A 24,571-nucleotide genomic window follows, 5' to 3' on the forward strand; every position below is an offset into this window, starting at 1 on the left:
AGTTGGTCACACATGCAGCCTCAGGTGTGGGCAGTGGAGGGTTGTGGCGCAGGAATTTTCACTCGGGTGGTGATGCCGACGGCGGCGAGTGCGCAGCTGATGGCGACGGCGGTGAGCAGCGGTGTGTATCCGCCGGCGGTGTGCAGGAGGATCGCGGCCGCGAGGGGCGCGGTGGCTTTGGCGATGGTGACGGGGGCGGCGAGTCGTCCGGCGATGGTGGCGTAGGCGGTGGTGCCGTAGCGGTCGGCGAGCAGGGCTGGGGTGGCGAGGCTGGTGATGCCGAAGCCGAGTCCGAAGCCGACGACGGTGATGACGGCGCCCGTGCGGGTGCCGGCGAGCAGCGGCATCGCGAGGACAGCGCCCGCCTGGGTGGCGAAGACGGCGGCCACGATGCTGGTGACGGGCAGGCGTCGGCGGGCGCCGGTGAGGATGAGCCTGCCGGTGACCGACAGGACGCCGAGCAGGCCGGTGGCGGTGGCGGCGAACGTGGCGGGGTGGCCGTGGCTGGTCAGGTAGCCGACGAGGTGAACGGTCATGGTGCTTGTCGCCGCACCCTGGGCGACGAAGGTACCGGCCAGGATCCAGAACCTGGCATCGCGCATCGCGGCCTTGACGATCGCACGCCGCTGGGCGGGATCCGGTGGTGTCGGCCCGGCAGGGGCCGTCGTCGCCGACGACGGGCGCCGGCGGATGGTGAGCGCGTGCAGGGGCACGGTGATCATGCCGTGGATGACGGCGAGGACGAGCAGCGCACCGCGCCAGCCGAGGTGTTCGGCCAGCAGGCCGGTCAGCGGCATGAAGATGGTGCTGGCGAATCCGGCCACGATCGTGACGGCCAACAGGGCGGTGGCGCGTCGGTCCGGGGTGAACCAGGAGACGATGACGGCGAAGGCGGGCTCGTAGAGCACCATCGCGCCGGTGATCCCGATGCCGATCATGACGGCGTAGAGCTGGGCGATGGAGTGAACCTGCGACCAGGCCACGAGCAGGGCGGTGGCGGTGATCGAACCGGCGGTCATCAGCGCGCGTCCGCCGTGGTGGTCGAGCCACCGTCCCACCGGGATGGCCATGACCGCGCCAGCAAGGACCGAGGCGGTCAGCGCGCCGGTCACGGCGGTGGTGGACGCGCCGAGGGCGACGGCCATCGGGCGCAGCAGGACGGCGTAGGCGTAGTAGAGGGTGCCATATCCGACGGTGGAGGTGACGGCGAGGGCGGCGACGATCCGCCAGCCGTGGGCGTGGTGCCCGCCGACCGCGGGGTCGGCGGGCACCGTCGTGGTGGTGGGCATCAGCTGCCGCAGCAGCCACCGGTCTGGCCGCCTGCGGGGGCGGCGTCGAGGGTGACCAGGTTCAGCGGCGCGGACAGCAGGCCACCGGTGACGCCGGTGGCGAGCCCGCGCGCTGCCGGTTCGCCGGTCGGGGCCGGCCCGCAGCAGCTGTCGCCGGTTGCGGAGTCGGCAGGATTGCTGTTGCAGACGCCGGTTTCGGGCAGGTCGAGCTGGACGTCGCGGGCGGCGTCCCAGTCGCCGGCGAGGGCGGCGACGACGGAGCGGACCTGCTCGTAGCCGGTGGCCATGAGGAACGTCGGCGCGCGGCCGTAGCTCTTCATGCCCACGGCGTAGTAGCCGACCTCCGGGTGGGACAGCTCGTCCACGCCGTGCGGGGGGACGGTGCCGCAGGAGTGCTCGTTGGGGTCGATCAGCGGGGCGAGGGCCCGGGTGGCGCCCATGACGGGGTCGAGGTCCAGGCGCAGCTCGGAGGCGATCGAGTGGTCCGGGCGGAAGCCGGTGGCCGCGACGATGCGGTCCACCGTGATCGACTTCTCGCCGCCGTCGGCGTGGCGCACGACCACCCTCACCCGGCCGTCGGTCGGGGTGAGGGTGTGCACGGAGAGGCCGGTGAGCAGCCGGATCCGGCCGGCGTCGACGTGCCCGCGCAGCCGGGAGCCGAGTGCGCCGCGCGCCGGCAGGGCGTCGGCGTCTCCGCCGCCGTAGGTGCGCGCCGGTGAGCCGGTCCGGATCGCCCAGGTCACCTCGGTGCCCGGCTCGCCGGCAGCCAGGTCCGCCAGGGACAGCAGGGTGTTGGCCGCCGAGTGGCCGGCGCCCACGACCAGGGTGTGCCGGCCGGCGAACCGGTCCCGGTCGGTGCCGAGCACGTCCGGCAGCGCGTGCTCCAGGAACGCGGCGACGGTGGCCTCGCCGCGGGCGGGCAGGCCGGAGGCACCGAGCACGTTGGGGGTGCCCCAGGTGCCGGAGGCGTCGATCACCGCCCGGGCCAGGACCTCGTCACCGTCGGCGAGGCGGATCAGGAACGGCGTGTGCTCGCGGCCGGCGGTGCGCAGCCGGTCCAGGCCGAGGCGGCTGATCGCCTCCACCCGTGCGCCGTAGCGCAGGTGCGGCTTGAGCTGCGGCAGTTCGGCCAGGGACTGCAGGTAGTCGGCGGCGAGTTCCGCGCCGGTGGGCAGTGCCTCGAGGTCGGGGGCGACCCAGCCGGCGTCGTCCAGGAGGCGGCGGGCAGCGGGGTCGATGTTGTATCGCCACGGGGAGAAGACCCGCACGTGTCCCCACTGCCGTACGGCGGCGCCGGCGCAGTCGCCGGCTTCCAGGACGGTGAAGGCGATGCCGCGTTCGTGCAGGTTCGCGGCGGCGGCCAGCCCCACCGGGCCGGCGCCGATGACCACGGCGGGAAGGTTGTCCAGGGCCCTCATGGGTCACTCCTCTGTGTAGAGATCTGTCGAATCAAATAGGTGGACGGCGGCCCGTGTCCTCTGGGCCGGCGCTGGTCAGGTGATCGCGGGACTGCGGCGCTCCAGCAGGACGACGTCCCGCCAGCGGCCGTGGTGCCGTCCGACCCGCTCCCGCACGCCGATGACCCGGAACCCGGCGCGCTCGTGCAGGGCGAGGCTGGCGGTGTTCTCCGGGAAGACGCCGGACTGAATCGTCCAGATGCCGGCGGCCTCGGTGGAGGCGATCAGGGTCTGCAGCAGCAGCCGGGCGACGCCTCGGCCCTGCGCGGCCGGGTCCACGTAGACGGAGTGCTCCACCACCCCTGCGTAGACCGCCCGGTTCGAGGTCGGCGAGACCGCAATCCAGCCGAGCAGGGTGTCGTCGCCGTCGACGGCCACGAAGCGGTGCTCGGGCAGTTTCGCGACATCGAACGCCGCCCAGGTCGGCGTGGTGGTCTCGAAGCTGGCGTTGCCGGCGTCGAGTCCGGCCTGGTAGATCGCCAGGACCCGGTCGGCGTCCCTGGCGGCCATGGCACGGATGGTGATGTCGCCCATCAGCAGATTCCGTCCGGACTGGGGGCGGGCCGGCCCATGACGACGTCGGCGGCGGAGGGAAAGCAGCCGACACACGCGTCGTTGATCCGGTAGTGGCGGGCCGTTCCGGCCGGCTCCACCAGCACGAACCGCACCTCGGTGAGGATCTTGAGGTGCTGTGAGACGGTGGACTGGGCCAACCCGACCGCCGTGACGATCTCCCCCACGCTCATCGGCCGGGCATGGCGGGCCAGGTACTCCACGATCTGCACCCGGGTCGGGTCCGCGAGGGCCCGGAACCACGACGCATACGTCTGCGCCGTCGTCCGATCCAGCAGCTCGTCCGCCATCACCACGTCCTTCATCGTTTATCGCCGATAGGCGATAAAGCCTAACAGGCCCTCATTGGCTACCGCTGGCGCATGGCCGCACATGCGGCGGTGCGGGCAGTGTCGTAGCGGCGCCGAGCTCGCTGCCCTGTGGCGGTGACCTCAGCCCAGGAGTCGCAGAACCGCACGCCAGCCGCCGGAAACTTCGGCCTGCGCATGAACCCGAACATGGGCTCCCCTTCCCCAGGCGTCTGTCTTGACGTCCGTCGAAGTAGAGACTTGCACGTTGATTAGATAGATGTCAACCTAGGGGCATGTCGAAGCAAGCGGCGCCTCTCACCCTCGTCGACCTGACCGCCGACACCCCCTGCTGCCCTCCCCTGGCGGAGCGGCGGGTACCGGCCGAGACCGCCGCGGTGCTCGCGCCCGCGTTCAAAGCCCTCGGCGATCCGGTACGGCTGCGGCTGATGTCGATGATCGCTTCAGCCGAGGGCGGGGAGGCCTGCGTCTGCGACCTCACCCCCGCCTTCGATCTCACCGGCCCGACGATCTCGCATCACCTGAAGACGCTGCGCGAAGCAGGGCTGGTCGACGCCGAACGCCGGGGCACCTGGGTGTACTACCGGGCCCGGCCGGCCATGCTGCGCCAGCTCGCCGCGCTGCTCACCGTCGAACCGGCAGCCGCTCAGTAAGCCACCGCCGCCGGGGCGTTGCGCCGGACACGCGCTCGGCCAAGGCGGCGACGACGTGGGCGGCGTCGCGGCCGACCCCGCGCAGGGTGTTCGACGAGAACGAGCGTTGGAACTCCAACCCCAGGTAGACCAGCCCTGGGTGGGTGGTGGAGACGCCGGCCACCTGCCGCGGCGTCCCGCGCTCCAAGGTCCCGAGCGGAGCGAGATAGTCGAGATTCGGGCGGTAGCCGGTAGCGAAGATCACCGCGTCAACCACCTCAGAGCTGCGGTCGGCCCAGACGACCCCGTCAGGAGTGAAGGCGGTGAACATCTCCCGGCGGGCGAGGAGCCCGGAGGCGATGGCCTCGCGGTAGACGCCGGTGTCGAGCACGGCGGAGTGCCGGACGAGGCGGGTCAGCACCGCCCGTGGGAGCCGGTCCGCGCCGGTGACGTGGAACCAGTAATGCAGGTCCCGGCCGCGAATACGTTGCGGCACGAACTGGATCGGCGCCCTGGTGGCCAGCGTGACGTTCGCGTGCGACGCCAGTTCGTGGGCGACCTGGACGGCGGAGTTGCCGGCGCCGACGACGATGACCCGCTTGCCGGCGTACGGCTCGGGCCGGCGGTAGTGCGCGACGTGCCGCACCTCGCCGGCGTAGTCCTCCCGACGGGGAAGTACCGGAAGATACGGGTTGCCGAAGGAGCCACTGGCGGCGATGACACCCGCCGCAGGGATCTCGTCACCGGTGTCCGTGCGAACCATGAACCCAGCACCCCGGCGCTGGTGCACGGCGGTGACGCGGACGCCGGTGCGGATGTCGGCATCCAGGCTGCCGGCGTAGCGGCGCAGGTAAGCGACAACCTCGTCGCGGGTGGGGTAGCGGTCGGGGTCTGCACCGCCGAACGCCTTGCCGGGCAGCGCACTGTATCGGGCCGGGGAGAACAGAGTGAGGCTGTCGTAGTAGTCGGGCCAGGACCCGACCGTCTCGACGCCCGCCTGCAGAACGACGGGGCGCAGGCCAACGGAGAGCGCGGCGCGAGCGGCGGCGAGGCCCGACTGGCCGCCGCCGACGATGATCACGGGTTCGGACGAGGTGGTCACAGCACCATCATATTGTTATTTCGTTGAATGACAATATGGCGATGCTGCGGAAAGCTGGGAAGCATGGATGAGCCAGAGCCGGCCGCGGTCGCGCCCAGCGCCGGACCGCCCGGGCTGGCGCTGGACACGCAGGAGTTTCTCAAGGCGTTGGGCAGCCCGACGCGACAGCGGATCATGTTGCTGTTCGCGGGAGGTGCCGAGCTGTCGGTCGGGGAAGTGGCCGAACGCGCGGGGATCAGTCAGGCCACGGCGTCGCAACAGCTGACCCTGCTGCGCCGCGGGCGCGTGGTGACGTCGCGGCGCGACGGGAAGACCGTGTACTACCGGGCCGACCGCGACGGGGCGGTCGCGGCGTTGGCCGAGCTGCAGTCGTACCTGAAGACCTGCTGCTGACCGCGGCCTCAAGACGGAGCCGGCAACACAGCTCCCCTGCCCACCAGATGGGCGCCTCCTTGGGGCGAGTTACGCACGAGCTGGCCGACCGGCTTCAGGAGGGCCCCTCACCCGACTGCACCTTCCGCCCGGCCCGGGCGCGTCGGCGGACACCCACCTGACCGCTGGCTTCTTCCGCTTGACGTTCCTTCAGTTACTCAGTAATCATTGAGTCAATGGCTACTGACCTTGTCTCTCTGAAGGGGCGCGCCCGGATTCACGCCGCGCTCGGCGACCCGGCGCGGCTGGCGATCGTGGACGCGCTCACCCTGGGTGACGCTTCCCCTGGCGAGATCGCCTCCGACCTGGGGATGCCGACGAATCTGGTTGCCCATCACGTCAAGGTCCTCACCGAGGCCGGCCTGGTGGTCCGTGGCCGGTCGGAGGGAGACCGTCGTCGTACCTACCTGCGGTTGCGACCGGCGGCCCTGGCGGCACTGACCCCGTCGCCGCTGGCCGGGGTCGGTCGGGTGGTGTTCGTCTGCACCCGCAACTCCGCCCGCTCGCAGCTCGCTGCCGCCATCTGGTCCGACCGCGCCCACACCTCGGCGGCATCCGCGGGGACGAAGCCCGCAGACCGGGTTCATCCTCGTGCTGTGGCTGTGGCTCAGCGACATGGGCTGGCGCTGAACCCGACCGGCACCTCTCACGTCGCGGACATCGTGCGCGATGACGACCTCGTCATCGCCGTCTGCGACAACGCCCACGAGGAACTCACCGGACCGGTCCGGCCTCGGCTGCACTGGTCAGTGCCCGACCCGGTCCGGCTGGACACCGATGCCGCGTTCGAGGCGGCGTTCGCCGACCTGGCCGCACGCGTCGAGCGGGTCGCCCCCGTCGTCACCCCCGCCATGAGTTCGGGAGATCGCCATGACTGACACCAGCACGTACGGTTCGCCACTGTTGGCAGCGCCCCGAACTACCTGCCGCTGCTCGCCGAGCGCTTCGCCCGCCAGCGCCTGCAGGCCCTGGCCCGCGTCGAGGGGCATCACCGCGACGGCCGGCCCGTCGCCCTGTTCCTGTGCACCCACAACGCCGGCCGCTCTCAGATGGCGCTCGGCTTCTTCACCCGCCTCGCCGGCGACCACGTCCGCGCCGCGGACGTGCGCCGGCTCCTCGACGAGCTGCACGTCCCCGCCAGCCGATAACCCTCGCCCCGGCCGAGAAGCGGCTCGGGACCTCACTGCAACGGGAGAGTAGAGACTGATGACCATCGCACTTTGGCGGCGCCTGCTGGCAGAGTTCACCGGCACCGCCCTGCTGGTCACCGCCGTGGTCGGCTCCGGCATCATGGCCACCGCGCTCTCCCCCGGCGACGTCGGCCTCCAACTGCTGGAGAACTCGATCGCCACCGCGTTCGCCCTCGGCGCGCTGATCCTGATCTTCGGACCGGTCTCCGGGGCCCACTTCAACCCGGTCGTCTCCGCCGCCGACTGGTTTCTCGGCCGCCGCGCCGGCAGCGGACTGACCGGCCGGGACCTCGGCGGCTACGTCGCCGCCCAGGCCGCTGGAGCGATCGGCGGGTCGATCCTGGCGAACCTGATGTTCGACCTGGCCGCCGTCGACTTCTCCGCCAAGGACCGCACCGCCGGGCACCTCTGGCTCGGCGAGGTCGTCGCCACCACCGGCCTGATCCTGCTGATCTTCGCTCTGGCCCGCTCCGGGCGCGCCCCCGTCGCCCCCGCCGCGGTCGGCGCCTACATCGGCGCCGCCTACTGGTTCACCTCGTCGACCTCGTTCGCCAACCCGGCGGTCACGATCGGGCGGGCGTTCACCGACACCTTCGCCGGCATCGCCCCCGCGTCCGTGCCCGGCTTCATCATCGCCCAGATCGTCGGCCTCGCCGTGGGCATCGGTCTCCTGGCCGCGCTCTACCCCGACGCCGGGCAGGCCGCAGACCAGGTGGTCGTGCCTACCGACGAGCGCGACCGGGCGCTCGACCACCGCCCATGAGCACCAACCCGGCGCACGGTGGCGCGGACGACTCGTATCGCGCCCTGGTCAATTCGCCGCGTCCGGCCGGCCGTTACCGGCTGCTCGACCGCAACAGCGACTCTGACCGGTCCCGCCCACAGCCCACTCGGAGGCGCCGGTGAACCGGCCCTGCGACCCGTACTGCAAGGAAGGCTCCTGATGTCCGACAAGCCCAGCGTCCTTTTCGTGTGCGTGCACAACGCCGGCCGCTCCCAGATGGCCGCCGGCTGGCTGCGCCACCTCGCCGGCGAGGCCGTCGAGGTTCGCTCCGCCGGCTCCGCCCCCGCCGAGACGGTCAACCCCGCCGCCGTGCAGGCCATGCGGGAGGTCGGCATCGACATCACCGATCAGACCCCCAAGCTCCTCGAGTACGCCACGGCCGAATCCTCGGACGTCATCGTGACCATGGGCTGCGGTGACGCCTGCCCGATCTTCCCCGGCAAGCGGTACGAGGACTGGAAGCTCGAGGACCCGGCCGGCAAGGGCGTCGAGGCCGTGCGCCCCATCCGCGACGAGATCCGCAGCCGAGTGGAGCAGCTGCTCACCGAACTGCGCCGCACCGCCTGACCCCGTCCCCCTCGCCGCCCGCCGACCACCGTCGGCGGGCGGCTGCACACTGAGCAGGAGTCCCTCGTGTCCGACCCGCACCGCTTGATCATCATCGGCTCCGGATCCGCCGGATACACCGCCGGACAGTCCGTTCGGTGAAGCGAATCCAAGGAAGCCTGACGGCGAGGAGATGGTGTGCGGTTGCACCGCCAGATCCGCCGGTCTCCCAGCGCTGACAGAGCCTGCTACAGCGACGAGGGTGGCACTTCCGAACGGCTCCCACGCACCACCGTGCGTGTGTCAGCGGGGGCGGTCCTAGCGCTCGTTGCTTGCACTGCCACGGCGGCGACGAGCAGCGCCCCGGCCGTGACACACAGCAGCCGTACGGTAGTCGCCCATGGCAGCTCCTTGGCTGGCATAAGTGGGGTCAGGGCGTACCCGATGATTGCGGCGGCGCCCGCGACGGACCAGAACAACCTCGGGCGGGTGGGGACCGGCGGTGGGTTGCCGTGCCAAGCGCGAACGAGCCGGCGGCGGCCGACCACGACGGCGACGCCGAGCGTGACCAGCGCGCCGACGAAACTGCTGGGAATGTCGGACACGGTCCACCAGGCGACGTCGCTGACCTGGTCCCAGTCGATGCCGAATACGGTGCGCAGCCACGCCACGGTGTGGGTTAGGTAGTCCCAGGCGATGTGACTGGCCGCGCCGAGCAGCGCCGATCCGGCGGTGATCTGCCAGGGGTGGCGCACTGTGGCGAGCACCCCGTAGTCGCGCAGCGCGAGCGGGCCGAGGTGGGGTAGGTGGGCGGCGAGGGTCCCGACGGTGGCGCGGACGAGCCACGCGCCGAGCAGCGCCACCGGCAGACACCACCACACCAGCGCGGTGAGAGTGTGGCTCTGCCACTCCGGTCCGACCCCGAGGAACGCGTATTTGATGTCGGGTGCGACCGCCCCGGTCGTCAGCGCGACACCGTCGAACCAGCGGGGTCGCCAGAGCTTGAGCGGGAGTACCACGCCCGGGTGCGACGGGAAGGTCAGCGGCATCGGCGCATCTTCCCACCCAGGGTCAATAGTGGCGGTGTCTGCGTGGTGCGCCGTACTTGAGGGACGTCTCGCGAAAGCAGCTCGATGGAGGCACATCTCGATCCGCCGCATCAACCTGAGCGAGTAACGCTCCGGACATTACCGGCGCTGAGCCCTCCGGTAGATCATTACGGAGGGACTCAGCTGTGAGATTGACGGGGATCCGCTGGAGCCGCCGGACGGCCGGCGTCGGGGCCGGCCTGGTGGCCACCGCTGTGGCCGGAACGGTCGGCCTGGTCGTGGTCGGCCTCGGCGAGGACGGGGCCGAGTGGGCAGCCGCGGAGGGGCCGGTCACCACGGCGCTGCACACCGTGGACTTCCCGACCGCTGACGACCGGGAGGTGGCCATCGCGCAGCGCGAGACCGACCGCTTCGCCATGGTCGGGGTGACCTGGGCGAACCCGAAGATCGATTTCGAGGGCAGTATCTCCGTCCGGACTCGGGCGGTCGGCGGCGGCTGGTCGGGCTGGCTGCCGCTGGATCTGGACAACCACTTCGGACCGGAGCCGGGTGCCGAGGCGACCTCCGGAAAGGCGCGCGGCGGCACGGACCCGCTGTGGGTCGGTCCCTCCGACGCGGTCGAGGTGCGCGCCAAGACCGCTGGCGGCAACGGCAGCCACCGGCTGCCTGCCGGACTGCGCCTGGAGCTTGTCGACCCGGGCCAGCCGAAGCGCCGCAAGGCCGCCGGGGCCGGTGCCGTGCACGTCCGCCCCGAGCGCCTCCAGCCGGTCGCCGAGGTACAGGCACTGGAACCCACCTCCACCGACCCGGCACCGACCGACACCACGACGACCGAGCCGGCGCCGACCGACACCACGACAACCGCGCCCGCGCCCACCGACACCGCCACCACGACGGCGCCGGTCGAGACCACCGCCCCGGCGCCGGCCGACACCACCGCACCCGCGCCGGCCACCACCTCCGCCCCGGCGCCCACCACCAGCTCACCCACCGTGTCGCCCAGCCCCAGCACGCCCCCGAACCCGATCCCCGCGCCGAAGGTGGTCACCCGCGCGGGGTGGAAGGCCGACGAGTCGATCGTGCTGAGCCCACCGACGTACGGGACCACGGTCAATGCGTTCTTCGTACACCACACCGCCGGCACCAGCACCTACAGCTGCACGGACTCGGCCGCCATCGTCCGCGGCATCGAGGTCTACCACGTCAAGAGCAACGGCTGGAACGACATCGGCTACAACTTCCTCGTCGACAAGTGCGGCGTGATCTTCGAGGGCCGCAAGGGCGGCATCGACAAGCCGGTGACCGGGGCGCACACCTACGGCTTCAACACGAACACCGCCGCGATCGCCGTGCTCGGGACGTACATCACCTCCGGCGCGCCCACCGTCGTCCAGGACGCCGTCGCGCACGTCGCGGCGTACAAGCTCGGCCAGTACGGAAACGACCCGTACGGCAAGGTGTCCCTGGTGTCCGCAGTCGACGGCAAGTACGACCAAGGCCAATCCGTGGTGATGAACCGCATCTCCGGTCACCGCGACGCGGTGGCGACGGAGTGCCCGGGCGACTCGCTCTACGCCCAGCTGAGCGGAATCCGGACCAGGGCGGCCAAGGTTTCCGGGCTGGCACTCGCCGGCCTCACCGGCCGCAAGTCCGGCACCACCTACCACACCCGGGGCACGTTCACCGCCTCCTGGTCGGTGGGCACGGCGAGTCACCTCATCAACAGCTTCGAGGTGCTGGTGGACGGGAAGGTGCTGCTCACCACGGCGGGCACCGCCCGGTCGGCCACGGTCACCGTCACGCCCGGCGCGCACACCCTGCAGATCCGTGCCGTGCACCGGCTGGGGTGGACCGACACCACCACCGCACAGTCCGTCATCGGCGACGCCGCCCAGCCGACCATCGGGACGCAGAGGAAGACTCGCTGACCGACGCGTGGGCGACGTCGGCGACAACTCGGCACCGGTACGCGCGGCTTAGGCACGCGCGTACCGGTGCGCGAGGTGAGTGTGCCGACTCCCCAAGGGCAGGGGCGCCGGTCAGCGCCCTGGGCACGCATTCGGCTTCTCCACTTCGTGCTGTGTTGAGGAACGCTCGCTCCCAGGTGGCGCCCGAGAACCGCTGCAGATTTGTGAGGACGAGTGATTTCGGGTCGGTGGTTGTCGCCGAACCGGCGTGTACGACTGGAGGCCGCCCTCCCGTCGTAGGCTGCATCCCGCACGTGATGGACAGGAGGCTGAGGTGGCCGAGACGACGCTGACCGAGGTGATGGCCGAGCTGGCCGAGCTCGAGGACCCGAAGGCACGCCAGGTGAACGAGAGACACGGCGACGATCACGGTGTGAACCTCAGCAAGCTGCGCGCGCTCGCCAAGCGGCTGAAGACGCAACAGGAACTCGCGTGCCAGCTCTGGAAGACGGGTGACACCGCGGCGAGACTGCTGGCGATCCTGATCTGCCGCCCGAAGGCGTTCGAGCGTGACGAGTTGGACGTCATGTTGCGCGAGGCGCGCGCACCCAAGGTGCACGACTGGCTCGTGAACTACGTGGTGAAGAAGAACCCGCACTCCGAAGAGCTGCGCCTGGCCTGGTCCGCCGATCCGGATCCGGTGGTCGCGAGTGCCGGCTGGGCGCTGACCACCGAACGCGTGGCGAAGAAGCCCGAGGGCCTGGACCTCGCAGGACTGCTCGACGTCATCGAGGCGGAGATGAAAGACGCCCCGGATCGCCTGCAGTGGGCGATGAACCACTGCCTGGCTCAGATCGGGATCGAGCACGCCGAGTACCGCACCCGCGCAATCGACATCGGTGAGCGCCTGGCGGTGCTCAAGGACTACCCGACCTCCCCGGGCTGCACATCTCCGTTCGCGCCCACCTGGATCAACGAGATGGTGCGCCGACAGCACGACAAGTAGGAAGGTCCGCGCTCACACCCCAACACGGGCTGCGCCTTCATGGCGCCATCCCGCGCGGCTGACAGCCACTCTTCGCGAGGTAGGTGCGTAGCGCCGCCATGATCACCTTGGTTCGTAGCGCCCCACCCTGCGCTGATGGCACTGATAGCGGGGTCAGGCCGGCAGCGGCGCCCGGGCGCGCAGCAGCGCCGCGGCCTGCTCGCACCACTCGCGGTTCTCCTGCTCGAACCGGCGGCCGCGCAGACACGTCAGGTACGGCCCGATCCGGTCGCCTTCGCGCAGGAACGTCTCCTCGTCCAGCTCGCCACGCAACCGCCGGAGCATCCGGTCGAAGATCTCCACCTTCGCCGCGGCCGCGACCGCCCGCTCCTCGAGCTGGGCGATGACCGGGGCCGGGTCCAGCCGGTCGACGGCCTGGACCATGACGAGCAGGTCCTCCCGGATGGACGTCGGCTTCGACGGCGTCGCGGTGAACGCGGCCAGCTCCGCGAGGCCGGCGTCGGTGACCGTGAACAGTCGCTTGTTGGGCCGGTCGTGCTGGATGACCTTTCGGCCGACGATCAGCCCCTCGCGCTCCAGCTTGGCCAGTTCGCCGTAGAGCTGCTGGGGCACCGCGTACCAGAAGTTCGCCAGCGACACGTCGAAGACCTTGGCCAGCTGATACCCGCTGTACTCGCCGTCGAGCAGTGCCGCCAGCACCGCGTGGCGCAACGCCATCGGCGCAACCTCCCACTTCCCTCGTCGCATAGTCAGTGATATGACTATTCCTATCGTTGACTATAGGGGAGGCCGCCGTGACGACCGTCGAGCGGTTCCGTGCCGCCGTCGAGGACCGCGACCTGGCCGCGTTCGACGGGCTGTTCAGCCCGGACGTCCGCTTCTTCAGCCCGGTGAAGTTCACGCCGTTCGAGGGGGCGCAGGCCGTTCATGGGCTCCTCGGCGTCCTCCTGCGCACCTTCGAGGACTTTCGGTACGTCGGGCAGCTGGCCGGCGAGGCCGAGATCGGCACGGCGGGCCGGCCGGTCGAGTCGCACATCCTCATCTTCCGCGCGACCGTGCGCGGCAAGCAGATCCACGGCCTCGACCTGCTCCAGCTCGGCGACGACGGTCTGATCGAGGAGTTCACGGTCATGGTCCGCCCCCTGTCCGCCGTCACCACGTTGAGCGAGGCGGTCGTCGCCGGTCTCGCCGCCGACGGCATCGCCCCGTGACATGGAAGGTCGCGCGATGAAACTCGGGTACACCACCGGCTACTGGTCCTCCGGCCCACCCGCCGGCGTCACGGAGGCCATCGCGGAGGCCGACCGCCTCGGCTTCGACTCGGTCTGGGCCGCCGAGGCGTACGGGTCGGACTGCCTGACCCCGCTCGCCTGGTGGGGCGCCAGCACCTCCCGGGTGCGGCTGGGTACCAACATCATGCAGATCTCGGCCCGTACGCCGACCGCCGCCGCGATGGCGGCGCTCACCCTCGACCACCTGTCCGGCGGTCGGTTCATCCTCGGGCTCGGCGCCTCCGGCCCGCAGGTCGTGGAGGGATGGTACGGCCAGCCGTACCCGCGGCCGCTGGCCCGCACCCGGGAGTACATCGAGATCATCCGCACCGTCCTCGCCCGCACCGGCCCGGTCCAGTACGACGGTGACTTCTACCAGCTGCCGCAGCGCGTCGGCACCGGCCTCGGCAAGCCACTGAAGTCCACCGTCCACCCGCTGCGCACCGACATCCCCATCTTCCTTGCCGCCGAAGGGCCGAAGAACGTGGCGCTCGCCGCCGAGATCGCCGACGGCTGGCTGCCGTTGTTCTTCTCCCCCAAGGCGGACGGCTTCTACCGCAACGCGCTGGCCGAGGGCTTCGCCCGCCCGGGCGCCCGCCGCGGTCCGGACGAGTTCGAGATCGCCGCGACAGTGCCGATCGTCGTCGACGACGACGTGGAGCGGGCGGCCGATCGGATCCGGCCGTTCGTCGCGCTGTACGTCGGCGGCATGGGTGCCAAGTCGGCCAACTTCCACCGGGACGTCATCGCCCGTCTCGGCTATGAGCGGGAGTGCGACGTCATCACCGAGGCGTACCTTGCGGGCAACAAGCAGGAGGCGATCGCCGCCGTGCCGACCGCACTGGTCGAGGACATCGCGCTGATCGGGCCGACCGCAAAGATCAAGGACGAGCTGCAGCGGTGGCGCGAGAGCGTGATCACCACGCTGCTGGTTTCGGGCGGCCCACGGCAGCTGCGCCAGATCGCCGAGCTGGTCGACTGACGACACGGGTCGACCGTGGAAGGCACTCCCCTACGCGGGACCCCCTTGACGAGAACCAATCTTCCGAGGTCTTCCTCTCTCTCCATTGCCGGAGCCCGCGACGACTATGGTGTGATCATGGCTGGCGACGAGGTTGACGAGGCCGCCTCGGAAGCACTGTGCCCGACGCTGTGGAGCCGGCGCACCGGTGAGGAGTCATTCTTCGACCGCGGTCCGGGCTGTGCGCGGCTCTCCGGCGGCCGCCCGTACGCGGAGGTCGACCGGGTGTGAGGAGATCGGCACGGGACCTGATCGAACTGGTCATCGACCCCGGCACGTGGGTGTCGTGGGATGAGGCGGTTGCGGATCCGACCCCGCTCGACGCCGATTATGCGGCTGCCCTGGCCGCCGCGCGCCGGACTACCGGCGTCGACGAGGCGGTCATCACCGGCGCGGGCCGGCTCGGCGGGCGGCGGGTCGCCGTCATCGCCGGCGAGTTCGCATTTCTCGGCGGCTCGATTGGCGTCGCGGCGGCCGAGCGGCTCACCCGGGCCGTCGAGCGGGCGACCGCCGAGGGGATTCCGTTGCTTGCCGCGCCCGCGAGCGGCGGCACCCGGATGCAGGAAGGATCGATCGCGTTCCTGCAGATGGTGAAGATCAGCCAGGCGATCACCGCGCACAAGGCCGCGGGGTTGCCATACCTCGTCTATCTACGACATCCGACAACCGGCGGCGTGTACGCGTCGTGGGGGTCCCTCGGGCACCTGACAGTCGCCGAGCCGGGCGCGCTGATCGGCTTCCTCGGGCCGAAGGTACACGAGGCGCTGACCGGCTCGCCGTTCCCGGCCGGCGTGCAGGTTGCCGAGAACCTCCACAAACACGGTCTGATCGACGCGGTCGTTGCGCCGGAGCAGGTGGCGCCGCTGGCCGACCGAGCGCTGGCCACTCTTAGCGCGCCGCGCCGTCTCCCCCGTCCGCCGAGCCCGGTGGAGGACCCGCCCGGCGAAAGCACCGCCTGGGACGCCGTCCGGCGATCCCGCCGGGCAGACCGTCCCGGAATCCGTCGACTGCTGAGACACGCCGGCCGGGATGTCGTGCCGTTGCACGGCACGCAGAGCGGCGAAACCGGAGCCGGTGTGATGGTGGCGCTGGCCCGCTTCGGGGAAGCCCCCGCCATGGTCGTCGGACACGATCGGCGCGACAGCCCGCCTGACCCCGCCGGCCTGCGGGCCGTCCGGCGGGGGTTCAAGCTCGCCGCAGAGTTGGGGCTGCCCGTCGTCACCGTTGTCGACACGCCGGGCGCCGCCCTGTCGCCACAGGCCGAGGAGGGTGGCCTGGCCGGAGAGATCGCCCAGTGCCTTGCCGATCTCGTCACCCTGCCGGTGCCGACCCTCTGCGTGTTGTTGGGTCAGGGCAGCGGCGGCGCCGCCTTGGCCCTGCTGCCGGCCGACCGTGTCATCGCCGCGGCGCACGGCTGGCTCTCGCCGCTGCCGCCGGAGGGCGCGTCGGCGATCCTCCATCGCACCGTCGAGCGGGCGCCACAGGTCGCCGCCGCGCAGGGCATCCGCGCGCAGGACCTGCGGGCAAGGGGCATTGTGGACCGGATCGTGGCCGAGCGACCCGACGCCGCCGACGAGCCCGCGGCGTTCCTCGACCGGCTGGGGGCGGTACTGGCGCACGAGCTGGCCACCCTGCTCGACGTCGACCCGGCGGACCGCCGCCAGACCCGCCGGGTCCGTTACCGTCAACTCTGACCGCAAACTCTCGCCGCCCCGCGCCGCGCGCAAGATCCCGGGCGCTCTGTCAGCGGCAGAAGAGGATGGCGAAGCCGGGCGGGCATCGCGAACGTGGATCGGCGTCGCGGTGTGCGACGTACGTACGGTAAGTACCTGGGCCGCTACTTGTCCGGCCGTACCATCTCCCGGTGATCTCCCCCCGCCGACGGCTGGTCGCCGCGTCCATCCTCTTGGTGTTGGAGGCGGTGGCGTTCGCGCTGTTCGTCACCGAGTCCGTGACGGGTGCGATCGCCGCCGTTGGCTTCACCTGCGTGTCGTTGTGGGTGCACGTCGTCCTGCACGAGTGCGGGCACCTCGTCGTGGCGAAGCTGCTGCGGCTGCCGGTCATCGCGGTCCGTATCGCACCCTTTACCGGGTGGCGGAGCGAGGTGTCGGTCCGGCCGGCGCCGTCGGCGACGGCGTTGCCGCTGCGGATGGTGCTGTTCTACCTCGGTGGCCCGATGGCGAACCTGTGCACTGCGACGGTGCTCGGTACCGCAACGGCGTTGACGAGCACGGCGTTGACACGCGTCGCACTGCTCGGCGCAGCGCTTTGTGCGGCGCTGCTCGGGGTGGTCAATCTCATTCCCGGGATATCGCCCCGCAGTGACGGCCGCAACCTGCTTCGCTGGCTCTTGACGCCAACAGCCACCCGCGCCGCGCTACGGGCGGGCTACTACCAGGAGGAGGTAAGCAGGACGTTGCGGGCGATTGCCCGAGGGGAGGTTGACGACGGTCGTCTCGGAGACCCGGTTCGCGGCGGCAACGACCCGCGACTCGCGCTCGCTGCCTTCCAACGGCGCTGGAGCACGGGACACGCGCAGTCGGCGGGGGACCTCATCGCCGACGCCGAGCGGCTCGCGGCGCTGGCTCGCGCCGACAGCACCGATCCCATGGCCGCCGCCGCAATCGGGCAGGTGCTCACCGTCCAGTTCGGGTTGTGGTACCTGCACGCCGCAGTGGTGAACGGATCGCCGGTCGAACACCAAGAGGTGTTGGAGATCTCGGAACTGGCCCAGCTCGCCTTCCACGTGCAGCCGCACATGTTGTCCGCGCGTGTCGCCATGAGCCTGGCTCATCTGCTCAACCAGCGGCCGGAGGATGCGCGGTCGCTGCTTCTCGACATTCGGCCGGGTGTTGACCCGCCGGACCTGTGCAGCGTCGCGTTTCTCCTGCGGGCCATCGCCGAGTGTTACCTCGGCAACCACGCCGATGCGGACACCCTCATCAGGGCGGCCGGCGGCGACTACCAGCAACTGGCACAGGTCGTTGCCGCGATCCAGGCAGCCGATCCGGTGCCGCCCTTGTTCGCCCTGGCACCGATGGCTAACACCTGACCGGAGTGCCTGCGCCAGCAGACGCGGACCGTGCCAGGCGTGGTCGAGGTGACCGGCGGGATGGCTCTCTCATCGGCTGCCCACCGCGGTTTGGTGTGGCTCTCAGATGGCATGCGTCCTGCCGGTCACCGTGGCGGGAGAGGCTCAAGTGCTTGGTGACCTCTTCGGGGCCGCCGAAGAGGTCACCACGCAAGACCCGCTGACCCGCCGGAGCCCGCTCAGGCTGCCATGGCCGCCACCGGCACCACGTCGGGCGTGCCCAGCCGGACGGCGTCGGCGCCCGCGTCGTCGGGCTGCTCGTGCGCGGCCCGCTCGGCCCGGACGCGCGCGACGTAGTGCGCCACCTCCCGGTCGACCCGCTCGTCGTCCCAGCCAAGGACCGGAGCCATCAGTGTCGCCGCAGGCCGAGCGGCCAGCAGGCCACGGTCGAAGGTCTCGATCGAGATGTGGGTGCGCCGGGTGAGCACGTCCTCCAGGTGCAGCGCCCCCTCGGCGGACGCCGCGTAGACGACCTCCACCTGCAGGTAGTCCTCCGCGCCGTCGAGCGGCTCACCGAGCGTGGGATCCTCCCGCAGCAGCGCCAGAACCTCGTCGACGGCGGCGCCGTAGCGCCGCAGCAGGTGCTCCACGCGCTCGGTGTGCATGCCGAACTGCTGCGCCAGCCGGCGCCGCTGGTTCCACCGGGCGACGTAACCCTCGGCGCCGAGCAGCGGCATCCGGTCGGTGCAGGAGGCGGGTACCGCAGCGCCGAAGCCGCGCACCGCCTCGTCGACCGCGTCGCGCGCCATCACCCGGTACGTCGTGTACTTGCCGCCGGCCACCACCACGAGCCCGGGCGCCGGGCTGACCACGGTGTGCTCCCGCGACAGCTTGGCGGTCGCCTCGGACTCCCCGGACAACAGCGGGCGCAGGCCGGCGTACACGCCCTCGACGTCATCGCGGGTCAGCGGGGTGGCCAGCACCGCGTTGACGTGCTCCAACAGGTAGTCGATGTCCCGGCTGGTCGCCGCCGGATGCGCCTTGTCCAGGTCCCAGTCGGTGTCGGTGGTGCCGATCAGCCAGTGCCGGCCCCACGGGATCACGAACAGGACGCTGGACTCGGTACGCAGGATCAGGCCGGTGCTGGACCGGATCCGGTCGCGTGGGACCACCAGGTGGATGCCCTTGGAGGCGCGCACCTGGAACTGCCCCCGCTCGCCGACGAGGGCCTGGGTGTCGTCGGTCCACACCCCGGTGGCGTTGATGACCTGCCGGGCGCGCACCTCGAACACCTGGTCGGTTTCCAGGTCGTGCACCCGCGCGCCGGTGACCCGGGCGCCCTCGCGCAGCAGACCCACGACGCGAGCCCGCGACAGCGGGTGCGCCCCGTGCCCGGCGGCGGTGCGGACGAGGCAGGTCACCAGCCGGGCGTCGTCGACCTGCGCGTCGTGGTACTGCAGGGCGCCGACCAGCGCCTCCGGCCGCAGCGACGGGCAGGCGCGCAGCGCCCCGCGGCGGCTCAGGTGCCGGTGGGTCGGCACGCCGCGCGCATGGGTGCCGGAGAGGCTCATCGCGTCGTAGAGCAGCACGCCGGCGCCGGCATACAGGCGTTCCCAGCCCCGGTGGCGCAGCGGGTAGAGGAACGGCACCGGGCGGACCAGGTGCGGCGCGAGCCGCTGCAGGAGCAGACCCCGCTCGCGCAGGGCCTCGCGGACCAGCCCGAAGTCCAGCATCTCGAGGTAGCGCAGGCCACCGTGGATGAGCTTGCTGGACCGGCTCGACGTGCCGCTGGCCCAGTCGCGGGCCTCGATGAGCCCGACCGACAGGCCGCGGGTGACGGCGTCGAGAGCGCAGCCGGCGCCGGTGACGCCGCCGCCGATCACCAGGACGTCCAGTTCCTGACCGCTGCTGAGGGCGGCCAGGGACCGCTCACGGGCGGCCGGTGACAGTGTCGCGGAGTGCATCCGTCTTCTCTCTCCTGGGAGGGGTGGGGGCGGCCGGCGACGGGCGCCGGCCGCCCGGATCCTTGAGGGGTGGGGCCGGCGGTCAGTCGACGTCGACCCAGTCGAGGGTGCGCTGGACCGCCTTCTTCCACCGGGTGTAGCCGGTCTCGCGCTGCTCCGGCGACCAGGTGGGCTGCCAGCGGTGGCTCTCGTTCCAGTTCTCGCGCAGCTCGTCGGTGTTCTTCCAGAAGCCGACGGCGAGGCCGGCGGCGTACGCGGCGCCGAGCGCGGTGGTCTCGGCGACCACCGGCCGGCTCACCGGCACGCCGAGGATGTCCGCCTGCAGCTGCATGCACAGGTCGTTGACGGTGACGCCGCCGTCGACCTTGAGGACCTCGAGGTGCACCCCGGAGTCCTGCTCCATGGCCTCGGCGACGTCCCGGCTCTGGTAACAGATGGACTCGAGGGTGGCCCGGGCGATGTGGGCGTCGGTGTTGAACCGGGAGAGGCCGACGATCGCGCCGCGGGCGTCGGAGCGCCAGTACGGGGCGAACAGGCCGGAGAACGCCGGCACGAAGTACACGCCGCCGTTGTCCGCCACCTGGCGGGCCAGGATCTCGCTCTGCCCGGCGTTACTGATGATCTTGAGCTGGTCGCGCAGCCACTGCACGGCCGAGCCGGTGACCGCGATCGAACCTTCGAGCGCGTACACCGGGGCGTCGTCACCGAACTGGTAGCACACCGTGGTGAGCAGCCCCGCCTCCGACCGTACGATCTCCGTGCCGGTGTTGAGGAGCATGAAATTTCCCGTGCCGTAGGTGTTCTTCGCCTCGCCCGGGGCGAAGCAGACCTGCCCGACCGTGGCGGCCTGCTGGTCGCCCAGGTCGCCGGTGAGCGGGACCGGGCCGTTGAACGGGCCGTTCACGGTGCTGCCGTACGAGCGCGGGTCGGACGACGGCCGGATCTGCGGCAGCATGGCCCTGGGGATGTCGAAGAACGACAGCAGCTCGTCGTCCCAGTCCAGCGTCTCCAGGTTCATCAGCATCGTGCGGCTGGCGTTGGTGGGGTCGGTGACGTGCACCCCGCCCTCCGTGCCGCCGGTGAGGTTCCACAGCAACCACGTGTCGGTGTTGCCGAAGAGTGCCTCGCCGCGTTCGGCGGCCTCCCGGACCCCGTCGACGTTCTCGAGGATCCACTGGATCTTTCCGCCGGAGAAGTACGTCGCCGGCGGAAGGCCGGCCTTGCGCCGGATGATGTCGCCCTTGCCGTCGCGTTCCAGGGCCGAGGCGATCCGGTCGGTACGGGTGTCCTGCCAGACGATGGCGTTGTAGTAGGGCCGCCCGGTGCGGCGGTTCCACACGACCGTGGTCTCGCGCTGGTTGGTGATGCCGAGCGCGGCCAGGTCGGAGGCGGTCAGGCCGCGCTCGTTCATCGCGGTCTGGATGACCGTCTGGGTCCGCTCCCAGATCTCGAGGGGGTTGTGCTCCACCCAGCCGGCCTGCGGCAGGATCTGCTGGTGCTCGAGCTGGTGGCGGCCGACCTCGTTGCCGCCGTGATCAAAGATCATGAATCGGGTGCTGGTGGTGCCCTGGTCGACCGCGCCGACGAAGTCAGCCATTCGGGTGTCTCCTTCTGTGTTCGTCGTGAGGATTCAGGTCGGCGATGTCAGACGCGGGCGAGCTCGTCCTCGGCCGCGGCCTTCTCGGTGGCCAGGGCGCCCGGCTCCAGCTCGTCCTCGCTGGGCAGGAAGCGGCCGATGATCAGCTCGTAGAGGCCGGCGCCGATGACGCCACCGACGAGCGGACCGACGATGGGCACCCAGAAGTACGGATATCCGCTGGTGTCCTGGAAGGCCGTTTCGTAACCGGTCAGGAACGAGGCGAGGCGGGGGCCGAAGTCGCGGGCGGGGTTGATGGCGTAGCCGGCGTTGACGGCGAAGGCCATGCCGATCGCCACCACGATCAGGCCGACGATCAGCGGGGCGAGGTTGCCGGCGGGCAGCGAGTTACGCGCGTCGGTGACCGCCAGGACGAGGAACAGCAGGATGGCCGTACCGATGATCTGGTCGCGCAGCGCGCCCCACTCGGTCACACCGGCGCCCGGCAGGGTGGAGAAGACGCCCTGGCTCTTGCTGGTCAGGCCCGGGTCGAACCGGGACAGCACCTCGCTGTAGTTCCAGCGGATGATCAGGGCCGCGACGAACGCGCCGGCGGTCTGGGCCAGCGCGTACGGCATCACCTTGCGCCAGGAGAAGCCCTTGAAGACCGCCAGGGCGAGGGTGACCGCGGGGTTGAGGTGCGCGCCGCTGATCCGGCCCGCCACGTACACGCCGAGCGTGACGCCGAGGCCCCAGGCCCAGGCGATGCTGTCGAACTCTCCGGTCCCCGCTGCGGCCACCTGGGCGACCACGCCCACGCCGAACAGGATGAGGATCGCGGTGCCGGCGAACTCGGCGGCCAACTCGCCGACGAGCCCGGGGACTTTCAACCGTTGCGCCATGGGTGCCTCCAGAGGTGGTGGGGGGTGACGGCTTTCTCCGTTCGGGGGAAGCGGAGGGCCGGTCGGTTACGCCGAGGCGTCGGACGTCACCGTGTGGTGAACCGTAGGAAACCCGCGAGACCAGGTCAACGAACCCCGGTCGACAATGTCGAACACTGTTGCGGCGGCCGAAATGCCGTTAGCATTCCGGCCCATGCCGGGTCAGGTGCAGTCCATCGCGCGGGCCGCGGCGATCCTCCGCCTGCTCGCCAGCAGCTCCGGCCGGCTCGGCATCGGGGAGATCGCCCGGTCCCTCGACCTGCCCAAAGGCACCGCGCACGGCATCGTCCGCACCCTGCAGGACGTCGGCTTCGTGGAGCAGGACAAGACCTCCGGCAAGTACCAGCTCGGGGCGGCGCTACTGCACCTGGGCACCAGCTACCTCGACGTCAACGAACTGCGCTCACGCTCGATCAACTGGGCCGACCCGCTGGCCGCGCGCAGCGGCGAGGCCGTCCGCATCGGCACCCTGCTGGACGGCAAGGTGCTGGTGGTCCACCACGTCTTCCGACCCGACGACACCCTCCAGACCCTCGACGTCGGGTCCCTGCTCCCCCCGCACGCCACCGCGCTCGGCAAGGTCCTGCTCGCCTACGACGTCGGCGCCGCCAACACCGTCATGCAGGGCGAACCTGAGCCGTACACCCGGCGCACCGTGGTCACCGCCCGGACCCTCAGCCAGGCCCTGACCAAGATCCGGGAAAACGGCTGGGGCGCCGAGATCGAGGAGATGACCCTCGGCGAGGCCGGTATCGCCGCACCCATCCGCGGCTACGGCGGCCTCGTCGTGGGCGCGATCGGGCTCTCCGGCCCGGTCGACCGCGTCTGCGACGGGCAGGGCCAACCCCGCCCGGCGCTCGTCGCGTACGTCCGCGACGCCGCCCGCGCAGTGTCCCGGGATCTCGGCGCCGCACGCTGGTGATCCGTCCACCTGCTCCCCGCCAGGCCAGAGAGGACGAGGAATGACTGACAGCTACGTCGTCTCCATCGACCAGGGCACCACCTCGACCCGCTGCATCGTGTTCGACCGCCGGGGCAACCTCGTCTCGGTGGCGCAGCGGGAGCACCAACAGCACTTCCCCCGGCCCGGCTGGGTGGAACACGACGCGCTGGAGATCTGGCGCAACGTCGGCAAGGTGGTGCCGAGGGCCCTCGCCGAGGCCGGCATCGTCGCCGGCCAGATCGCCGCGATCGGCATCGCCAACCAGCGGGAGAGCACGGTGGTGTGGGACCGACGCACCGGCGTCCCGGTGGCGCCGGCGATCATCTGGCAGGACACCCGCACCGACGCGCTGGTGGAGAAGCTGGCCCAGGCGCCCGGCGCCGAGGACGTCCGGCAGCGCTGCGGGCTGCCCCTGACCACGTACTTCTCCGGCCCGAAGCTGCGCTGGCTGCTCGACCACACGCCCGGGCTCTACGAGCGCGCCGACCGCGGCGAGGTGCTCTTCGGGACGATGGAGAGCTGGTTGATCTGGAACCTCACCGGCGGCCCCGACGGCGGTCTGCACCTGACCGACGTGACCAACGCCAGCCGGACCATGCTGATGGACCTGCGCACGCTCGCTTGGCACCCGGACCTGCTGGCCTTCTTCGACATCCCGGCCGCCATGCTGCCCGAGATCCGCTCCTCGTCCGAGGTGTACGGCACCGCGACCGCCGTCCTGCCCGGCGTGCGGATCGCGGCGGCGCTCGGCGACCAGCAGGCCGCCCTGTTCGGCCAGACCTGTTTCGCGCCGGGCGACGCCAAGTGCACCTACGGCACGGGCAGCTTCCTGCTGCTCAACACCGGCACGGAACCGGTGCACTCCAGCCACGGGCTGCTCACCACCGTCGGCTACCAGATCGGCGGCCAGCCGGCGGTCTACGCCCTCGAAGGCTCCATCGCGATCACCGGCTCCCTGGTGCAGTGGTTCCGCGACCGGCTGGAGCTGATCAGCACCGCGCCGGAGATCGAGACCCTCGCCCGCACCGTGGACGACAACGGGGGCTGCTACATCGTGCCGGCCTTCTCCGGGCTGTTCGCGCCGCACTGGCGCAGCGAGGCGCGCGGGCTGATCGTCGGGCTCACGTCGTACATCACCAAGGGGCACCTGGCCCGCGCGGTGCTGGAGGCCACCGGCTGGCAGACCCGCGAGGTGGTCGACGCGATGAACGCCGACTCCGGCCTGGCGCTGACGGCGCTGCGGGTGGACGGCGGGATGACCGCCAACAACCTGCTGATGCAGTTCGTCGCCGACGTGCTCGCGGTGCCGGTGGTGCGCCCGATGGTCGCCGAGACGGTCTCCCTCGGCGCCGCGTACGCCGCCGGGCTGGCGGTCGGCTACTGGCCCGACCTGGAGGGACTGCGCAGCAACTGGCACCTCGCCTCCCGGTGGGTGCCCCAGATGGACGACGCCGTCCGGGCCGAGGAGCGGGACAACTGGCAGCGCGCGGTCGAGCGCACCTTCGACTGGATCAAGCCTGGGGCCCGAACCGGCAACGGATGACCATCA

24 protein-coding genes are annotated in these 24,571 nt (G+C 71.1%); 14 read left to right on the top strand and 10 right to left on the bottom strand.

The genetic code is table 11. The annotated features are described in order from the left end of the window. Nucleotides 1-20 precede the first annotated feature (20 nt). The 4 genes from ACTMTB_RS16310 to ACTMTB_RS16325 form a co-directional block, all read right to left on the bottom strand. The gene (locus ACTMTB_RS16310; RefSeq protein ID WP_441146460.1) at nucleotides 21-1,289 is read right to left on the bottom strand and encodes an MFS transporter; all 1,269 of its coding nucleotides are present in this window, start codon (nucleotides 1,287-1,289) and stop codon (nucleotides 21-23) included. Next, nucleotides 1,289-2,707 (bottom strand): FAD-dependent oxidoreductase, encoded by a 1,419-nt coding sequence (locus tag ACTMTB_RS16315; protein ID WP_441146462.1) that lies wholly within the window; start codon nucleotides 2,705-2,707, stop codon nucleotides 1,289-1,291. The genes ACTMTB_RS16310 and ACTMTB_RS16315 overlap by 1 nt, the downstream gene beginning before the upstream one ends. Nucleotides 2,708-2,782: 75 nt before the next feature. Then, the gene (locus ACTMTB_RS16320) at nucleotides 2,783-3,280 is read right to left on the bottom strand and encodes an N-acetyltransferase family protein (protein WP_441146464.1); all 498 of its coding nucleotides are present in this window, start codon (nucleotides 3,278-3,280) and stop codon (nucleotides 2,783-2,785) included. Continuing rightward, nucleotides 3,280-3,624 carry an ArsR/SmtB family transcription factor gene (locus ACTMTB_RS16325; protein WP_441146466.1) on the bottom strand — a complete coding sequence of 115 codons (345 nt, stop codon included), beginning with the start codon at nucleotides 3,622-3,624 and terminating at the stop codon, nucleotides 3,280-3,282. The genes ACTMTB_RS16320 and ACTMTB_RS16325 overlap by 1 nt, the downstream gene beginning before the upstream one ends. Nucleotides 3,625-3,902: 278 nt before the next feature. On the opposite strand from ACTMTB_RS16325, the gene ACTMTB_RS16330 reads away from it, so the two are divergent. Further along, nucleotides 3,903-4,280, top strand: coding sequence for an ArsR/SmtB family transcription factor (locus ACTMTB_RS16330; protein WP_441146469.1), 378 nt, complete (start codon nucleotides 3,903-3,905; stop codon nucleotides 4,278-4,280). On the opposite strand, the gene ACTMTB_RS16335 is transcribed toward ACTMTB_RS16330, so the two are convergent. Beyond that, nucleotides 4,252-5,361: a flavin-containing monooxygenase gene (locus ACTMTB_RS16335; RefSeq protein WP_441146471.1), complete on the bottom strand. Its 1,110-nt coding sequence runs from the start codon at nucleotides 5,359-5,361 to the stop codon at nucleotides 4,252-4,254. The genes ACTMTB_RS16330 and ACTMTB_RS16335 overlap by 29 nt on opposite strands. Before the next feature lie 63 nt (nucleotides 5,362-5,424). Here ACTMTB_RS16335 and ACTMTB_RS16340 point away from each other — a divergent pair, with 63 nt between their 5' ends. From ACTMTB_RS16340 to ACTMTB_RS16355, 4 genes are all read left to right on the top strand, one after another. After that, a complete protein-coding gene (locus ACTMTB_RS16340) occupies nucleotides 5,425-5,754 on the top strand; it encodes an ArsR/SmtB family transcription factor (protein ID WP_441146473.1) in 330 nt (109 codons plus the stop codon). Nucleotides 5,755-5,969: 215 nt separating this feature from the next. Next, nucleotides 5,970-6,671, top strand: coding sequence for an arsenate reductase/protein-tyrosine-phosphatase family protein (locus tag ACTMTB_RS16345; RefSeq protein ID WP_441146475.1), 702 nt, complete (start codon nucleotides 5,970-5,972; stop codon nucleotides 6,669-6,671). A 328-nt stretch (nucleotides 6,672-6,999) separates the two neighbouring features. Continuing rightward, a complete protein-coding gene (locus ACTMTB_RS16350; RefSeq protein ID WP_441146476.1) occupies nucleotides 7,000-7,746 on the top strand; it encodes an aquaporin in 747 nt (248 codons plus the stop codon). A gap of 180 nt (nucleotides 7,747-7,926) precedes the next feature. Then, nucleotides 7,927-8,334 carry an arsenate reductase ArsC gene (locus tag ACTMTB_RS16355; protein WP_441146478.1) on the top strand — a complete coding sequence of 136 codons (408 nt, stop codon included), beginning with the start codon at nucleotides 7,927-7,929 and terminating at the stop codon, nucleotides 8,332-8,334. 227 nt (nucleotides 8,335-8,561) lie between these two features. Here ACTMTB_RS16355 and ACTMTB_RS16360 read toward each other — a convergent pair whose 3' ends face one another. Further along, nucleotides 8,562-9,362: a DUF4184 family protein gene (locus ACTMTB_RS16360; RefSeq protein WP_441146480.1), complete on the bottom strand. Its 801-nt coding sequence runs from the start codon at nucleotides 9,360-9,362 to the stop codon at nucleotides 8,562-8,564. Nucleotides 9,363-9,547: 185 nt separating this feature from the next. Between ACTMTB_RS16360 and ACTMTB_RS16365 the strand changes: the two genes are divergently transcribed. Together ACTMTB_RS16365 and ACTMTB_RS16370 are read left to right on the top strand one after the other, a co-directional pair. Then, complete coding sequence (locus ACTMTB_RS16365) at nucleotides 9,548-11,290, top strand: peptidoglycan recognition protein family protein (protein ID WP_441146481.1); 1,743 nt, start codon at nucleotides 9,548-9,550, stop codon at nucleotides 11,288-11,290. A gap of 313 nt (nucleotides 11,291-11,603) precedes the next feature. Next, a complete protein-coding gene (locus ACTMTB_RS16370; RefSeq protein ID WP_441146483.1) occupies nucleotides 11,604-12,275 on the top strand; it encodes a DNA alkylation repair protein in 672 nt (223 codons plus the stop codon). Between the two features lie 153 nt (nucleotides 12,276-12,428). Here the strand turns inward: ACTMTB_RS16370 and ACTMTB_RS16375 are convergent, their stop codons facing one another. After that, nucleotides 12,429-12,992: a PadR family transcriptional regulator gene (locus tag ACTMTB_RS16375; RefSeq protein WP_441146485.1), complete on the bottom strand. Its 564-nt coding sequence runs from the start codon at nucleotides 12,990-12,992 to the stop codon at nucleotides 12,429-12,431. Between the two features lie 77 nt (nucleotides 12,993-13,069). Between ACTMTB_RS16375 and ACTMTB_RS16380 the strand changes: the two genes are divergently transcribed. The 5 genes from ACTMTB_RS16380 to ACTMTB_RS16400 all read left to right on the top strand — a co-directional run bounded on the left by ACTMTB_RS16380 (nucleotide 13,070) and on the right by ACTMTB_RS16400 (nucleotide 17,619). After that, nucleotides 13,070-13,486 carry a nuclear transport factor 2 family protein gene (locus ACTMTB_RS16380; RefSeq protein WP_441146487.1) on the top strand — a complete coding sequence of 139 codons (417 nt, stop codon included), beginning with the start codon at nucleotides 13,070-13,072 and terminating at the stop codon, nucleotides 13,484-13,486. A gap of 16 nt (nucleotides 13,487-13,502) precedes the next feature. Next, nucleotides 13,503-14,528 (top strand): LLM class F420-dependent oxidoreductase, encoded by a 1,026-nt coding sequence (locus tag ACTMTB_RS16385; RefSeq protein ID WP_441146489.1) that lies wholly within the window; start codon nucleotides 13,503-13,505, stop codon nucleotides 14,526-14,528. Nucleotides 14,529-14,645: 117 nt separating this feature from the next. Then, nucleotides 14,646-14,798, top strand: coding sequence for a hypothetical protein (locus ACTMTB_RS16390; RefSeq protein WP_441146491.1), 153 nt, complete (start codon nucleotides 14,646-14,648; stop codon nucleotides 14,796-14,798). Then, complete coding sequence (locus tag ACTMTB_RS16395; protein WP_441146493.1) at nucleotides 14,795-16,261, top strand: carboxyl transferase domain-containing protein; 1,467 nt, start codon at nucleotides 14,795-14,797, stop codon at nucleotides 16,259-16,261. The genes ACTMTB_RS16390 and ACTMTB_RS16395 overlap by 4 nt, the downstream gene beginning before the upstream one ends. A gap of 170 nt (nucleotides 16,262-16,431) precedes the next feature. Further along, on the top strand, nucleotides 16,432-17,619 hold the full coding sequence (locus ACTMTB_RS16400) for a hypothetical protein (protein WP_441146495.1): 1,188 nt from the start codon (nucleotides 16,432-16,434) through the stop codon (nucleotides 17,617-17,619). A gap of 218 nt (nucleotides 17,620-17,837) precedes the next feature. On the opposite strand, the gene ACTMTB_RS16405 is transcribed toward ACTMTB_RS16400, so the two are convergent. The 3 genes from ACTMTB_RS16405 to ACTMTB_RS16415 all read right to left on the bottom strand — a co-directional run bounded on the left by ACTMTB_RS16405 (nucleotide 17,838) and on the right by ACTMTB_RS16415 (nucleotide 22,040). After that, a complete protein-coding gene (locus tag ACTMTB_RS16405; protein WP_441146497.1) occupies nucleotides 17,838-19,562 on the bottom strand; it encodes an FAD-dependent oxidoreductase in 1,725 nt (574 codons plus the stop codon). 82 nt (nucleotides 19,563-19,644) lie between these two features. Next, nucleotides 19,645-21,159: a glycerol kinase GlpK gene (glpK, locus tag ACTMTB_RS16410; RefSeq protein ID WP_441146499.1), complete on the bottom strand. Its 1,515-nt coding sequence runs from the start codon at nucleotides 21,157-21,159 to the stop codon at nucleotides 19,645-19,647. Nucleotides 21,160-21,206: 47 nt separating this feature from the next. Beyond that, nucleotides 21,207-22,040, bottom strand: coding sequence for an MIP/aquaporin family protein (locus ACTMTB_RS16415; protein ID WP_441146501.1), 834 nt, complete (start codon nucleotides 22,038-22,040; stop codon nucleotides 21,207-21,209). Nucleotides 22,041-22,233: 193 nt separating this feature from the next. Here ACTMTB_RS16415 and ACTMTB_RS16420 point away from each other — a divergent pair, with 193 nt between their 5' ends. Together ACTMTB_RS16420 and glpK (ACTMTB_RS16425) are read left to right on the top strand one after the other, a co-directional pair. Further along, on the top strand, nucleotides 22,234-23,001 hold the full coding sequence (locus ACTMTB_RS16420) for an IclR family transcriptional regulator (RefSeq protein ID WP_441146503.1): 768 nt from the start codon (nucleotides 22,234-22,236) through the stop codon (nucleotides 22,999-23,001). A gap of 40 nt (nucleotides 23,002-23,041) precedes the next feature. Continuing rightward, complete coding sequence (gene glpK / locus ACTMTB_RS16425) at nucleotides 23,042-24,565, top strand: glycerol kinase GlpK (protein ID WP_441146505.1); 1,524 nt, start codon at nucleotides 23,042-23,044, stop codon at nucleotides 24,563-24,565. Nucleotides 24,566-24,571 lie beyond the last annotated feature (6 nt).

It is taken from the genome of Micromonospora sp. L32 (genome assembly GCF_052068055.1).
GTDB lineage: Bacteria > Actinomycetota > Actinomycetes > Mycobacteriales > Micromonosporaceae > Micromonospora > Micromonospora purpureochromogenes.